This is a genomic window from Blautia sp. AF19-13LB, from assembly GCF_003479105.1.
Classification (GTDB): domain Bacteria; phylum Bacillota; class Clostridia; order Lachnospirales; family Lachnospiraceae; genus Fusicatenibacter; species Fusicatenibacter saccharivorans.
This window is the reverse complement of record NZ_QUGO01000015.1, coordinates 36,890-49,509: the sequence shown is the minus strand read 5'-3', so window position 1 is coordinate 49,509 and position 12,620 is coordinate 36,890. Positions and strand designations below refer to the sequence as shown.

The following is a 12,620-nucleotide window of genomic DNA, read 5'->3' as shown; positions in this document are numbered from 1 at the left end:
ATTTTTGAAGATCCTCCTTTTTTTGGTTTTCTTGGTTTTTGGTTTCTTTTTATGTTCAGAACTGCTCTTTTGGGGCAGTGTTTCTGATTTCTGGTTTTGTCTCTGGTTTTATTTTACCGAGAGGTTTTCTCCTTTGATGCCTGCTACGCTTCCAGCGATGTTTGCATCCGGGTGGCTTAAGAGCCATTTGTTTCTGGCGAAGAGCAGGTCGTCTTCCGGGGTGTGTTTTTCTTCCAGGGTGATGTCGGTATTGGTTCCTTTTGGAAGGACTACGACGCATTTGAAGCCGCTGGCTGCCACGTTGCATGGTGCGTAGTGGAGGGTGGTTGCGTAGACTTCAATGGTGGTTCCGGCCGGGATTAAGAAGGCCTCCATTTTGGATGAGTCGTAGGTGTGGTCTTCGGTGATGTCCTGTTCTTTTCCGAGGATCAGGATCAGGTCGGTTACGGCGATGTTGATTTCGCTGTCGCGGTGGTATTCTACGGCGTTCAGTAAATGGTTGTGGCCGTTGCAGTAGCCGATCTGGATCGGCATGCCGCCGTAGAGGCTGTCGGATACGGACTGGGCGCTTTTGCAGGCTTCGAGGCTTTCAATGGAAGGCTCGTAGACTACGTCGTCGGGACATGGGGTCTCGGACATGGCGGTGATGATGTCGCTGACGTCGAGGTCTTTGATGACTTTGCCGTACTGGCGGAATGCTTCGTCTGTTACTTTCAGAATCTGCATTGTGTTGGTGCTCCTTTCGTACAATTAGTTTAATGATTGAACTAATTGTAATATAGCACTTGTATGTACTTCTTGTCAACATGTATTTGGATGAAAAAACGGGTAGGTTGACAAATAAGGGGGAGGTTGGTATACTTTAATACGTTAAAATAATAAGACGCTAGGGGAGCCTTTGGCTGAGAACGTGGGACAGGGATAAGCTCACGGACCCTCACTACCTGAACGGGATAATTCCTGCGTAGGGAAGCTGGAACGTGGTTTCGGAGGTGATTCGGGACTGTGTTTTTATGTGAGCCCCTCCAAGCGGAATGCGAAGGAGGTTTTTTTATGAGTTTTTTTGTTACTGCTGACGGCGGACTGACGACGGCCGGTTATGTTGGATGCGTGGTGCTGATGGTGGCGCTGGTGGTGATTGCTTCGGTTCTTTCTGCTCAGAAGAGTAAGGGGACGGGAATGGATGCAAGGAAGCTGGCGTTTTGTGCGATGGGGATGGCGCTGGCGTTTGTGACTTCGTATGTGAAGGTGTTTGAGCTGCCGTACGGGGGATCGGTTACGTTGTTTTCGATGCTGTTTATTGTGCTGATTGCGAACTGGTATGGGGCGAAGACGGGTATTCTCGTTGGTTTTGCTTATGGACTGCTGCAGTTTATCCAGGGGCCGTATGTGCTGTCGCTGTTCCAGGTGTGCTGTGATTATGTGTTTGCGTTTGCGGCGCTGGGTGTGGCCGGATTCTTTGGAAAGAAGAAAAACGGGCTGCTGATCGGGTATATTGTAGCTGTGCTGGCGAGGGGATTTTTCCATACGTTAGGCGGGTATCTGTACTGGATGGATTATATGCCGGAGAATTTCCCGCAGTCTTTAAAGGCGCTGTATCCGATTATTTACAACTACAGCTATCTGCTGGCTGAAGGTGTGCTGACGGTGATTCTGATCTCGCTGCCGCCGGTGAAGAAAGCACTGCAGACGGTTGCAAGAACAGCACATGGTGCAAATTAAATAGAATTACGTGAAAAAATCCGGGAACGCATGATTTTGCGTTTCCGGATTTTTTACGTGGATATCAAAATTTACTGAGCACTCTCCTCTGCGGCTGTGTCGGCGGCGGAGCTCATGGGGGTGATGACGATGTTTTCTACGCCGATTCCGGTTTTGCGGGTTACGATGTCTTCGATCTGGGCACGCTGTTCCTCGGTTACTTCTTTCATCGGAACGACGATGTCGGCGGTTTCGCCGGTCAGGTTTACAACGACGTCGGTGAAGCCTTTGGCTTCGAGGAGGAGTTCAGTTGCTGACTCTTTTTCTACGAGTTCCGTCATTTCCACCATGCTCTGGACAGCGCTCTGGCGCTCGGTTTCGGAGAGGTTGGTATTGTTGATGATTTCATTTAAGGTGTCTTTGTTCTGGGAACGGATCTGTTCGCGGTCGATTCTGGCCTGGGCCATGTATGTAGATGCCCCGGCAAGGACTGCCTCTCCCGGCGTTTCGGTGACGGTCCGCGACGAGTCCCCTGCTGTGCCGGCATCCACCTCGTCGGTGATGTCGGTGTCCAGGCTGGAGATGTCTTTTAAAACGGTGCTGGCATCCGCCGTGGTTCCGTCTGCCTTCTCCTTCGTGGACAGGGTACTGTCAGCATAGTTGATGTATCCGGCGACGGCAATCATGATCGCAAGGGCGGTGATGATGACCTGATTTTTCCGGAATTTTTTCTTTTTCCCGGCCGTCTTTTTCGGCGATGGTGTCTCTGCCATTTTCTCAGGTGCATTCATTTCCTGTTCTAATTTTTCCACGCATTTGACTCCTTTACTTCATTTTGACTACTTTAATCTTATTTGCGCCCACCTGAAATAATGCCATCACGGCCTCCTGAATCTCCTGTATCGTCACCGGGTTTCCCCCGCCTTCTGCGATAACGAGCACGCCGCGCACCGCCGGGTACTCCTCGGAAACCACATACGGTGTCTCGGCTCCGTTCTGTGTCTTTTCATAGACAGTTGCCTCATCCTGCGACGAGGATGTAACGCTTCCGGTCTCCTCTCCCTTCTTGTTTTCCTCCGTTGTGCTCCGCGTTGGGACATCTTTTTCCACAATCTTTTTTCCTGTGGATTCCAGCGTCACCACGACGTGCACTGCGCCCACACCGTCCATCTGGGAAAGTGCGTCACAAAGGCGCTGTTCCATCTCCTCCTGCACCGAAAGTCCCGCATCCCCCGCCGGACGCGCAGCCGTCTCCTGCGGCTGTTCTGTCTCCTCACTGGTCTTTTTTGTTCCCGTCGGCAGCAGCAGGACAACGCCGATTGCCGCCAGCAGGAAGTACAGCATCCACTGCTCCTTTTTCTGTTTCCGGAAAAACGCCGCTGCCTTTTCCCTCATAGGCCTATTCCGAAATCTCTACCATAATATGCGCCGGATCGGTTCCGTAGACCTCACTTAAAACACTTTTGATCTCTGTCAGCTTTTCATCGAGCATTTCCCGCTGTTTTTTCTGTTCTTCGCGGTAAATGCTCGTCTGCCGCATCGGCGCTTCAATGCGGATCTCTTTTGCCTCACCGGTGTTTCCCGGCTCCAGCGTTACCGAAACGGCTGCCCCCGGAATGCCGCTCTCTGACAGATACATCCGGATCTGGCGCTCCGTCTCTTTTTCCCAGGCGCCCACGTAATACTGTTTTTCAAAGCTTTCTGCACGAATCTGTACATTTTCCATTGCTGCTGCCTCCTCTTCCAGCGTCAGACGGTCGAGCGTCTGCGCCATTTTCTGCTCCAAACCTCCCGCTTTTAGCACGGGCTGGAAAAAAATCAGTACCATCACAATTCCAAGAAAAAACTGAACCGGCTTCTTGTCCTCCTTCTCCGGGATCAGGTTCAGCACAGTTGTCATAAAAATCAGAAAAATTGAAATATTCTTAAGCCACTGCAGAATCTCTTCTACCATGCCGCCTCCCGCCGCTGCCTGCCCAACTACACGCTAGAGCATGTTTGAAAAATCATTTCCGCAATCTGCAAGCCCCAGTTTGCGAAAAGCCTTTTTCAGACACGCTCTAGGAAAAAGTTCCCGCCAGGATTGCAATCGTCAGCAAAAACAGGACTTCTACGGTCAGAAGGAGACGCAGAAGCATCGCATATCCTTTTCCTGCCGCCGCAAGACATCCCGCGATCCGCTTGTCCGAGACGGGCTGCGCCGCCGCGGCGAGAAGGCGGAAGGAAAGACCCGAAACGAGAAGCTGAACGGCGGGAACCATGCCTGCTGCGAGCAGTACCAGCATTGCCGTCACGCCAAAGCAGTTGCGGATCAGCACCGCGGAGCCTGCCACCAACTCGGTTACAGCATTCACCGCATTTCCGATGCCGGGAATCATTCCGGCAGTCCGCCAGAGTGCCATCTGCCGCAGGGAATCGAGCGCCGGTGCGATCAGATTCCGGATCATCTGCATTCCCACAAGTACGCCGAGCGACGATTTTAAAAGGCCGTTCACGCAGGTTTCCAGCAGCTCTGTCATATGGGACAAAATCTCCTCGCCGGAAAGATCGTTTACAAGGGCGATGAGCAGATAGATATGGATCATCGGGAGGACGAGGGCGAGCAGAAGCTTTTCGACAGCCAGAATCACTAGAAGGAGCATCTGATAAAACATCACGGCTGATGATGCACCACCGGCGGCCGCGGCCGCCAGATAGTAGGATGGCGTCAGAATCCGCATAAAAGCGACCAGCGATGTGATGACAGCTTTCAGGTTTTCCCCGCTCGACTGGAAATTTTTCAGAATCAGTGCAAGCGCAAGCAGATAGACCATATAAAAACTGGCGTCCCTGACCTGTTTTCCTTCAAAGAGAGAGGAAAAACTGCCGAGCACCGCGCCTGCCAGAACGAGGAGAAACAGCTCCTTCATCAGCCCCTTCTGCGCAAGGAATGCTGTTTTGGCACAGGAGAGAACGGCATTTCCGGCACGGAAAATGCGGAAGGGATCGCCATCCTGCAAAAGAGAACGCACCGTACCGGCAAAAGAAAACTGCTGGCTGGACAGCAGGCTGTCCACTTCCTGCTGGATTGCATCGAAGTCGAGTTCTGCAAGAAGTTCGTCCTGCGCTGCTGCTGCCTGATCCGTTTCGGTATCCGCTGCTTCGATTTTCTGCGTTCTTCCCGTTCCGAAAATGAGACACAGAAAAAGCAGCGCCATGCCCCATCCGGCTTTTTTACAGAAAATCATGAACCGTTTCCAGCAGAGCGAGCAGCACTGGCATACTGACGGCAAGGACCGCCAGGCGGGCGAACAGTTCAATCTGCCCTGCAATGGAAGAATAGCCCGCATCCTTACAGATCCCGGCGGAAAACTGCCCCACATACGTGATCCCAAGCATTTTCAGCAGCGTATTCAGATACGATGAGTCCACCGGGAGATACGATTTCATTTGTGCGAGCATGCCGAGCAGATACTGCATTTTTCCGACGGTCCCGGCAAGAATGCAGAGGCCGGCACCGACCGTCACAAGAAGGGCAAATTCCGGCTTTGCTCCCTTTACTGTGATTCCAAGCAGCACGCCCGCCGTGCCAAGCGCAGCGATCCGAAGTATATCCATATGATCCCCTCCGTTTTTTCTCCCTGCTCTTAAATTGTAAACAGTTGTTTGATGTCCTCAAACAGCGCGGAAATATAGGGAAGAATCCAGAACAGCACCAGCACAAGACCGGCAAGGCTTGCAAGAAATGCCTGTTCTTCCCGGCCGCTGTGTTTTAATACCTGGCACAGGACCGATACCAGAATCCCGACTGCCCCGATTTTAAATAGAATCCCGACCTCCACGCCTGCTCCTCCGTTTTCAGACACGCCCTAAACCAGAATCAAAAATAAAAAAAGGCCTCCCATGATTCCAAGACTCTGACAGAGCCTCTTCCTTTCCGGCAATCCTTTCTGCAGTTCCGCGATCCGCTGCACAAGGCGTGCCTCATACCGGTCCAGATTCGCCTTCTGCATGGCGCGGTCCCCGGTTCCAAGGCTGCATCCGGCCTCCTGCAGCTCTTCTTTTTCTTCTTTTGTAAGGCGTGTGTCCGCCAGGTGGACTGCCGTATTCTCTTCCAGAATCGCCGGCAGTGTCTTTCCGTCCGGGCGGCGCATATCCTCGGAAATATCCTGTAAAAAATCCCGGTACGGATCCCGCATCCGCCTTCCCGTCTCCCAGAACGCATCCGGCAGCGGGGAAGCCGCCGTCACAATCTCTCCACGCAGATACTGGATAATTTTCTGCAGTGTTTCCAGATCTTTCACATGAGCCGACAGCGCCGCACTCTTTGCAAAGCCGATCCCGACGCAGGCAAGAGAAGCCGCCAGTAAAACTGCAAGCCGCATCACAAAAACGCCTCCCTTCGGTACAGTGTCGTTCCTCTTCCGTCAAAAATAGCCTGTACGCTTCCGGCGTGGGGTTTCGCATCCAGCACGATGTACCGCTCGAAAACGTGGGATTCCACGAGGCGGTTCAGGAGAGGCTTCTGCTTCATATCCTCCATGGAATTGCCATGCACGGTCGCGAGCAGCTTGCACCCGCAGTTAACGACGGACTCGATCGCACGGATGTCCTCGCCCGTTCCGATCTCATCGACTGCCACCACATCGGGCGACATGGCGCGGATCAGCATCATCATGCCCTCCGCCTTCGGACAGCAGTCGAGCACATCGGTGCGGATGCCGACATCATTCTGCGCAACGCCGAGATAGCAGCCTGCGATCTCGCTCCGTTCATCGACCACACCGACGGTCAGCCCCGGATACGGCGACTCCCCGTCCGAAATCTGGCGGATGATATCGCGCAGCATCGTCGTTTTGCCGCAGCCGGGTGCGGAGACAATCAGGGTGTGCAGGAAACGGCCGTCTTCCCAAAGGTACGGCATCACTCGGTCCGCGCAGCCCTTTTTCTCATGAGCAACCCGCACGTTGATGCAGGATATATGACTGATGCCTTTCACCTTTTCCCCTTCGATTACCGTCTTTCCGGCAATGCCGATCCGGTGGCCGCCCTCCACGGTCAGAAAACCCTGCCGCAGTTCATCCTCGTAGGCGTAGAGGGAAAAACTTCCTATGTAATCCATCGTATCGCGGATATCCGTCGGTGAGACGGGATAACCTTTCTCCCACTCCCCGGTCAGTGCTCCGTCCGGGGTCAGAAAGTACTCCTGATCCTTTGCGACCACCAGAAGCGGCGCGCCGGTCCGCAGACGGATTTCCTGCAGGTCATCGGCCAGCAGATCTGTGTTTTTCAGAATTTTCCGTATATTCGCAGAAAACAGGCGCAAAAGTTCCCTTTGCTCCTGTTTTTTCTCTGGCGTAACAATATCCTTTTGTCTTCCTGTCCTTTTCATCTTCACCACCTCTTATCGTTATATATATGAGATGGCGGGACAGGTTATGCACGGTTTTTATGGTTCTATTCTTTTCATGCAGATTTTCACGGGCTCCGCTGCCCAGACGGCGCCTTCATATCCTTTCTCCGGACTGAAATGCGTGCAGAGGCCCTCTTTCTTTTCCGTTCCAAGAGAACCCGAAAGACCGGTTCCCCTCCACTTGCCGTAGCTCTCCTCCTCGGTCCAGATCCGGAAAAACAGCGTTTCAGCATTCTCCACTGCGGCAAGGCGTTTCTGGTCTTCGGCGGAAAAATACCGTTCTGCCATGCGCTCCCAGGCAGCGCGGCGGTGCTGCTGCAGATCCATGCCGATCGGAATGGAAGCAAAAGCGCAGGCAGCGTATTCCCCCGAATGAGAAATATTAAAACAGATCTGCGGATGCCCCGGCAGGTACGGTTTTCCGTGCGCATTCCGTTCGATCGTTATCTTTTCTCCATCCAGCCCATACTGTTCCTTCATTCCCATCCGGAACAGCTCCCATCCGCACTGCGAGAGTTCCCGTTCCAGCTCTTTTTTTTCGCCCTCCGGCTGCGTAATTTTTTTCAGATAAACTACCGTCTCCTGCATTCTGCTTCTCCCTCTTCATAGAAAAAGAGACCGCGAAGCCTTTCAACTTTCGGCTCCCCGGTCTCTTCTCGAAAATTCTTTCTTATGCGTTTTTACCGCAGCAGTATTTGTATTTCTTTCCGCTTCCGCACGGGCATGGATCGTTTCTTCCGATTTTTTTGCCTTTGATTACAGTGCCGGATTTTTTCTGCTCCATGTAAAGCGTTTTCTTCTGCTCTTCTGTGAAGATCTCATCCCACATCGGCAGGTTGTACAGCCAGTCTGCTTTTGCGTCTACCATGTTTTTGTACAGAAGCTCTTTATCGTAAGCCAGTGTAACAACGGTATCCTCTTCCATCTCCTCGATCGGGTTCGGGATCACAAGGCTGTCGTTGATGCCGTCCAGGAAACCAACCATGGTCATAACGTCCACTTTGTATTTCTCTGCCAGCTCTTTTACGGTTCCTTTTACCACTTCATCCGGGTTGGAAAGAAGCTGCTCGTAAATGTTTTTCTCAATCAGGAAATAATTGGTCCAGAACTGCTGGAGCTGTTTTTTGTCTGCTTCCTGATTATAGGCGATATCACGCCAATTCTGTAATAAACTCATGTTATTATCCATCCTTTATCTGTTTCTCTGAGCGCGTTTTTTCGCGCCGTCCCCTAGCGGGATTCCGGTTTTTGTAACACGCTTTAGTATATCGGAAAGTCCGCAGAAAATCAACCTTTTTCTTCTTCCTGCTCCAGAATCGGGATTCTGGTATCGCCGAGCGGAATTCCTCTGTGTTCCACCGATGTAGAGAACACGATCTGCGTCTTCGTTCTTCCAAAATGCTGAAGCTGGCCGATAAACTGATCCAGCTCAGATGTTGTGTGGAACACAACCTCCATCAGCATCGAATAGTCGCCGGTCACGCAGTTGCACTCGATCACATTCGGGCAGTCGGTGATGTACGGATAGAATTCCTTTTTCCGCACCGGCTCAACCTCCAGATTGATGAATGCCTTGATCCGATAGTCGAAAACCTCCGGGTTCACACTCGCACGGTAGCCGGTGATCACCCCGTCCTTTTCCAGGCGGTCGATTCTCGCCGAAACCGTCGGCGAAGTGAGACTTACCTTGTCTGCAATACTTTTGAGCGGAAGCCTTGCATCTTCCTGCAGCAGTTCCACAATTTTCCGGTCTGCTGTATCCAGTTCACGTTTCATTCCCTCTCCTTACGTTCCTCCTGCTCTCCTTTTTCTTTCGGAGGCAGTTTCTTTACCACCGTATTTTCCACGCGGTGTTCTTTGACCCGCATGACCTTGATCCAGAGATCGTCGGTCTCGAGTTCAAACTGGCTGCCGTCATCCGGAACCGCACCGAGTTCGCCGAAAATGTAGCCGCCGAACGTTTCATATTCATCGACCGGCAGTTTGATCTTCAGTTCCTCCGCCACATCATCCAACGAGGCACTTCCCATGATTTTCCAGGTGTCTGTGGAAATCAGCTCAATTTCCGATGGCTGCCCGATCTCCGCCTCATCATTCAAGTCCCCGACAAGCTGCTCGATCAGGTTACGCACGGTGATAATTCCATCCATGCCGCCGTACTCATCCAGAACCACGGCAAAATAGTTGCCGGTCTTTTTCATGTTCTGGAACAGCGTGGCAGCCTTGATGTTTTCAGGAACAAAATAAGGCTGTTTGATTGCTTCTTTCATGACATGATCGCGGTCCTTGGTGCGAAGCCGGAAATAATCCTTGGCGTCCAGAACGCCGATGATATCGTCCACAGTTTCACCACAGACCGGGTAATAAGAATGGCGGCTTTCATGGATCAGCTGCTCCCACTCCTCCATCGAGTCTTCCAGCCACAGAAGATCTACATCGGTTCTGTGGACGCAGATTTCATCAATGGTCAGATCATCGAACTCAAATACGTTCTGAATCATATCTTTTTCTTCATTGTCGATCGCGCCTTTTTCGCTGCCGGCATCTACCATCATCCGGATTTCTTCCTCCGTCACCTGATCGTCGTCCTCATCCGGATCGATCCCCAGAAGGCGCAGGATACCGTTTGTCGATGCAGTCAGCAGCCACACAAGCGGTGCAAACACTTTCGAAGCACCGCTTACAAGACCGGAAATCCCGAGCGCAATCTGCTCAGCCTTCTGCATTGCAATCCTTTTCGGCACCAGTTCGCCAAAGATCAGGGTGATATAAGATAAAAGCAGCGTAATCAGCACAACGGCAATCGCATCCAGTGTCTTTTCCGGAATCTTCATACCCGCGTCCACAAGAGCAGAAACGATTCGATCCGAAAAATTTTCTGCTGCAAAGGCACTTCCGAGAAAACCGGACAGAGTGATGACCACCTGTATCGTTGCAAGAAAACGGGATGGCTGTTCCGTCAGATGAAACAGCTTCGCCGCTCTTTTGTTTCCCTCCTGTGCCATTTTTTCCAGTTTAGCGTCGTTGCAGGAGACCACAGCGATCTCCGCGCAGGCAAATACCGCATTGACCGCTATCAATACGACCTGCAAAAGAATACTGCCGACTATGTCACTGTCCAAACGTTTCAAACCTCCTCAATATTATTTATGCGTTTTTCAAAAATGCCACATAGGCCTTCTTGGCCTCGTAAACATCTGCTTTGCTGGTTACTTCCCATGGAGCATGCATGCTGAGAACCGGTACACCGGAATCAATCACTTCCATACCGTACAGAGACATGATGTAGGCGATGGTTCCGCCGCCTCCGACATCAACTTTACCAAGCTCTGCTGTCTGCCAATTTACTTTTGCATCATCAAAGATAGCGCGAAGAGCTCCGACGTACTCTGCATTGGCATCGTTTGAGCCGCTCTTTCCGCCTGCTCCTGTAAATTTGTTAATTACGATACCTTTTCCGAAAAATGCAGCGTTTTTCTTCTCAAATGCTGCTGCATACAGCGGATCAAATGCTGCGCTGACATCAGAAGAGAGCATTCTGGAGGAAGCAAGGCATCTTCGAAGGGCCAGTTCTGTTCCCTCGCCTGCAAGTGCAAGCAGCTCTGCCATGGTGTTCTCGAAGAAATGAGACTGCATACCGGTTGCGCCGACGCTTCCGATCTCCTCTTTGTCTACGAGCAGGCAGCAGGATGTCTTCTCCGGTGCTTCCACCTCGAGCATTGCGACAAGAGAAGTGTATGCGCATACACGGTCATCCTGGCCGTATGCAAGAATCATGCTGGCATCCATACCAAGCTCACGCGCTTTTCCTGCCGGTACAATTTCAAGCTCTGCGGAGAGGAAATCCTCTTCTTCGATGCCATACTTGTCGTTTAAGAGCTTTAAGGTCATGGCTTTCACTGCATCTTTCTCTGTTCCTTCCAGCGGCTGGCTTCCGATCAGAAGATCGAGGTTCTCGCCCTCTACTACCGTACTTGCCGGTTTGGTCTGCTGCTCTCTGGAAAGGTGAATCAGAAGATCTGTCACACAGAATACCGGATCGTTGTCATCCTCGCCGATGACTACATCCACTACTTCGCCATCCTTCTTGGCTACAACACCGTGGATTGCAAGCGGAAGCGTTACCCACTGCCATTTTTTGATGCCACCGTAATAATGGGTATCAAGATATGTAAATCCGTTGTCCTCATACAGTGGATTTTGTTTTACGTCAAGACGCGGAGAATCGATGTGCGCACCGAGAATATTCATACCCTCTGTCAGAGGCTTTGTTCCGATCTGGAACAGGGCAATGGCCTTCTTCATGCATACAGCATAAACCTTGTCACCCGGTTTTAACGCACGATTTTCTTTTACATAGGTGTCGAGGCTTACGTATCCGGCCTCTTCTGCTTGACGTACACTTTCCTTTACACACTCACGCTCCGTTTTTCCGTGATCCAGGAATGCGCGGTAGCCGGCGTTTAATTTTTCCAGCTTTTTCATATCTTTTTTCTTGTACTCATTCCATGCTGTTTTTCGTTCCATAGCTTTTCTCTCTTTCTGTTTTCTTTCTATGATCCGTTCGTATTTTTTTGCTCCGGTCATAATTGCGATCTCTTTCATTATAATCTGTTTTGATGGGAAAAACAAGGACTTTCGGCTGTTAGAAAAAAGCCCCACAGTGAACCGTTTTTTCGGTTGCAGCGGGGCTTTTAAGGGGAGGATAAGTATTTCCTTATTTTTCTTTTGTATCATCGAACAGGGGAATTTCGATGACACTGTTATTCTCCCCTGAATGTTCACTTTTATACATTTCTTGTAATTATTTTTTGATCAACAGCAGAAAAATCCTCTTCCGCCGCAGCAGCAGCAATTGCAGATGGCATTGATTGCCATACATTCACAGCACCATTTTCCGAGATCACCTGCACTTCTCTCGTAGCCGTAGCCGCTTCCCATGTCGGAATACCACTGGCCGCTGCCCTGGAGCTGGTTTAAAAGCTGCTGGTACTGCAGATTCTGCGGTTCTAATTTGACTGCCATCTCGGCATCCTGCACGGCATTGATGTTGTTGCCGAGGCGCGAATTTGCGATCGCATGCAGGAAATACCATTTTCCGCTGCGGTCGGAAATGTCGTTCAGCACGTTCATCGCCTCGCGGAAGTGGCCGCTGTTGATGTAGTTAGCTGCCGCCTGCAGCCGCATTTCCTGCTCGGAATTTCCATAATCATTCCGTGCGGAGCCGCCGTTTCCGTACGCGCCGCCGAATGGGTCGAAGCCGCCGAACGGGCCATAGCCGCCGTAAGCATCTCCGCCATACGACGAACCTCCGCTCTGGTACGTGGTGCCGTGCTCGCGTTCATCCATGATCTGTTTGTACGCCTGCTGCACCTGTTTGAATTTTTCTTCTGCTTCTGCTTTATTCGGATTATTGATATTGGCATCCGGGTGATACGTCCGGCTGAGTTTTCGGTATGCTTTTTTGATTTCATCGTCCGAAGCCCCGCGGGACACGCCCAGCACCTCATATGGATCTGTCATCAGT

16 protein-coding genes, 1 pseudogene and 1 riboswitch are annotated in these 12,620 nt (G+C 51.4%); of the genes and pseudogenes, 1 reads left to right on the top strand and 16 read right to left on the bottom strand.

Features of this window, described 5'->3' with window-relative positions:
* Nucleotides 1–108 precede the first annotated feature (108 nt).
* Entirely contained in the window at nt 109–726 is a 618-nt protein-coding gene (locus DWX32_RS14685; protein WP_055221409.1) for a DUF4867 family protein, read from the bottom strand.
* 152 nt (nt 727–878) lie between these two features.
* Nucleotides 879–988: riboswitch (TPP riboswitch) on the top strand.
* Between the two features lie 65 nt (nt 989–1,053).
* Between DWX32_RS14685 and DWX32_RS14680 the strand changes: the two genes are divergently transcribed.
* Nucleotides 1,054–1,722 carry an energy-coupled thiamine transporter ThiT gene (locus DWX32_RS14680; RefSeq protein WP_055221407.1) on the top strand — a complete coding sequence of 223 codons (669 nt, stop codon included), beginning with the start codon at nt 1,054–1,056 and terminating at the stop codon, nt 1,720–1,722.
* Nucleotides 1,723–1,793: 71 nt separating this feature from the next.
* On the opposite strand, the gene DWX32_RS14675 is transcribed toward DWX32_RS14680, so the two are convergent.
* The 15 genes and pseudogenes from DWX32_RS14675 to DWX32_RS14610 all read right to left on the bottom strand — a co-directional run bounded on the left by DWX32_RS14675 (nt 1,794) and on the right by DWX32_RS14610 (nt 12,616).
* On the bottom strand, nt 1,794–2,513 hold the full coding sequence (locus tag DWX32_RS14675) for a SpoIIIAH-like family protein (protein WP_238033485.1): 720 nt from the start codon (nt 2,511–2,513) through the stop codon (nt 1,794–1,796).
* 13 nt (nt 2,514–2,526) lie between these two features.
* Nucleotides 2,527–3,096, bottom strand: a complete 570-nt coding sequence (locus tag DWX32_RS14670; protein ID WP_055228505.1) for a hypothetical protein — start codon at nt 3,094–3,096, stop codon at nt 2,527–2,529.
* A gap of 4 nt (nt 3,097–3,100) precedes the next feature.
* Nucleotides 3,101–3,655 carry a stage III sporulation protein AF gene (locus DWX32_RS14665; RefSeq protein ID WP_022463195.1) on the bottom strand — a complete coding sequence of 185 codons (555 nt, stop codon included), beginning with the start codon at nt 3,653–3,655 and terminating at the stop codon, nt 3,101–3,103.
* A gap of 26 nt (nt 3,656–3,681) precedes the next feature.
* A pseudogene (locus DWX32_RS20910) lies at nt 3,682–3,738 on the bottom strand (DUF6783 domain-containing protein); the annotation flags it as partial.
* A gap of 23 nt (nt 3,739–3,761) precedes the next feature.
* Nucleotides 3,762–4,928 (bottom strand): stage III sporulation protein AE, encoded by a 1,167-nt coding sequence (locus DWX32_RS14660; RefSeq protein ID WP_158579600.1) that lies wholly within the window; start codon nt 4,926–4,928, stop codon nt 3,762–3,764.
* On the bottom strand, nt 4,915–5,298 hold the full coding sequence (locus DWX32_RS14655; RefSeq protein WP_055221401.1) for a SpoIIIAC/SpoIIIAD family protein: 384 nt from the start codon (nt 5,296–5,298) through the stop codon (nt 4,915–4,917). Before DWX32_RS14655 ends, DWX32_RS14660 begins: the two co-directional genes overlap by 14 nt.
* A 29-nt stretch (nt 5,299–5,327) precedes the next feature.
* Nucleotides 5,328–5,522, bottom strand: coding sequence for a stage III sporulation protein AC (spoIIIAC, locus tag DWX32_RS14650; protein ID WP_022463192.1), 195 nt, complete (start codon nt 5,520–5,522; stop codon nt 5,328–5,330).
* A gap of 27 nt (nt 5,523–5,549) precedes the next feature.
* A complete protein-coding gene (locus tag DWX32_RS14645; RefSeq protein WP_055221399.1) occupies nt 5,550–6,065 on the bottom strand; it encodes a stage III sporulation protein AB in 516 nt (171 codons plus the stop codon).
* Nucleotides 6,065–7,072 carry a stage III sporulation protein AA gene (gene spoIIIAA, locus DWX32_RS14640; protein ID WP_055228503.1) on the bottom strand — a complete coding sequence of 336 codons (1,008 nt, stop codon included), beginning with the start codon at nt 7,070–7,072 and terminating at the stop codon, nt 6,065–6,067. The genes DWX32_RS14645 and spoIIIAA overlap by 1 nt, the downstream gene beginning before the upstream one ends.
* A gap of 57 nt (nt 7,073–7,129) precedes the next feature.
* Entirely contained in the window at nt 7,130–7,681 is a 552-nt protein-coding gene (locus DWX32_RS14635) for a 4'-phosphopantetheinyl transferase family protein (protein WP_117802514.1), read from the bottom strand.
* 82 nt (nt 7,682–7,763) lie between these two features.
* Nucleotides 7,764–8,270, bottom strand: a complete 507-nt coding sequence (locus DWX32_RS14630; RefSeq protein ID WP_055221393.1) for an SEC-C metal-binding domain-containing protein — start codon at nt 8,268–8,270, stop codon at nt 7,764–7,766.
* A gap of 110 nt (nt 8,271–8,380) precedes the next feature.
* The gene (locus DWX32_RS14625; protein ID WP_055221452.1) at nt 8,381–8,857 is read right to left on the bottom strand and encodes an Lrp/AsnC family transcriptional regulator; all 477 of its coding nucleotides are present in this window, start codon (nt 8,855–8,857) and stop codon (nt 8,381–8,383) included.
* Nucleotides 8,858–8,865: 8 nt separating this feature from the next.
* Nucleotides 8,866–10,215, bottom strand: a complete 1,350-nt coding sequence (locus DWX32_RS14620) for a hemolysin family protein (protein WP_055221392.1) — start codon at nt 10,213–10,215, stop codon at nt 8,866–8,868.
* Between the two features lie 25 nt (nt 10,216–10,240).
* Entirely contained in the window at nt 10,241–11,620 is a 1,380-nt protein-coding gene (locus DWX32_RS14615; protein ID WP_055221450.1) for an aminopeptidase, read from the bottom strand.
* 288 nt (nt 11,621–11,908) lie between these two features.
* On the bottom strand, nt 11,909–12,616 hold the full coding sequence (locus DWX32_RS14610) for a DnaJ domain-containing protein (protein WP_117510260.1): 708 nt from the start codon (nt 12,614–12,616) through the stop codon (nt 11,909–11,911).
* Nucleotides 12,617–12,620: the final 4 nt, after the last annotated feature.

Coding starts and splice junctions, on each gene's coding strand:
- DWX32_RS14685 (WP_055221409.1), bottom strand. CDS start 726: ATGCAGATTCTGAAAGTAACAGACGAAGCATTCCGCCAGTACGGCAAA.
- DWX32_RS14680 (WP_055221407.1), top strand. CDS start 1,054: ATGAGTTTTTTTGTTACTGCTGACGGCGGACTGACGACGGCCGGTTAT.
- DWX32_RS14670 (WP_055228505.1), bottom strand. CDS start 3,096: ATGAGGGAAAAGGCAGCGGCGTTTTTCCGGAAACAGAAAAAGGAGCAG.
- DWX32_RS14665 (WP_022463195.1), bottom strand. CDS start 3,655: ATGGTAGAAGAGATTCTGCAGTGGCTTAAGAATATTTCAATTTTTCTG.
- DWX32_RS14660 (WP_158579600.1), bottom strand. CDS start 4,928: ATGATTTTCTGTAAAAAAGCCGGATGGGGCATGGCGCTGCTTTTTCTG.
- DWX32_RS14655 (WP_055221401.1), bottom strand. CDS start 5,298: ATGGATATACTTCGGATCGCTGCGCTTGGCACGGCGGGCGTGCTGCTT.
- DWX32_RS14645 (WP_055221399.1), bottom strand. CDS start 6,065: ATGCGGCTTGCAGTTTTACTGGCGGCTTCTCTTGCCTGCGTCGGGATC.
- spoIIIAA (WP_055228503.1), bottom strand. CDS start 7,072: ATGAAAAGGACAGGAAGACAAAAGGATATTGTTACGCCAGAGAAAAAA.
- DWX32_RS14635 (WP_117802514.1), bottom strand. CDS start 7,681: ATGCAGGAGACGGTAGTTTATCTGAAAAAAATTACGCAGCCGGAGGGC.
- DWX32_RS14630 (WP_055221393.1), bottom strand. CDS start 8,270: ATGAGTTTATTACAGAATTGGCGTGATATCGCCTATAATCAGGAAGCA.
- DWX32_RS14615 (WP_055221450.1), bottom strand. CDS start 11,620: ATGGAACGAAAAACAGCATGGAATGAGTACAAGAAAAAAGATATGAAA.
- DWX32_RS14610 (WP_117510260.1), bottom strand. CDS start 12,616: ATGACAGATCCATATGAGGTGCTGGGCGTGTCCCGCGGGGCTTCGGAC.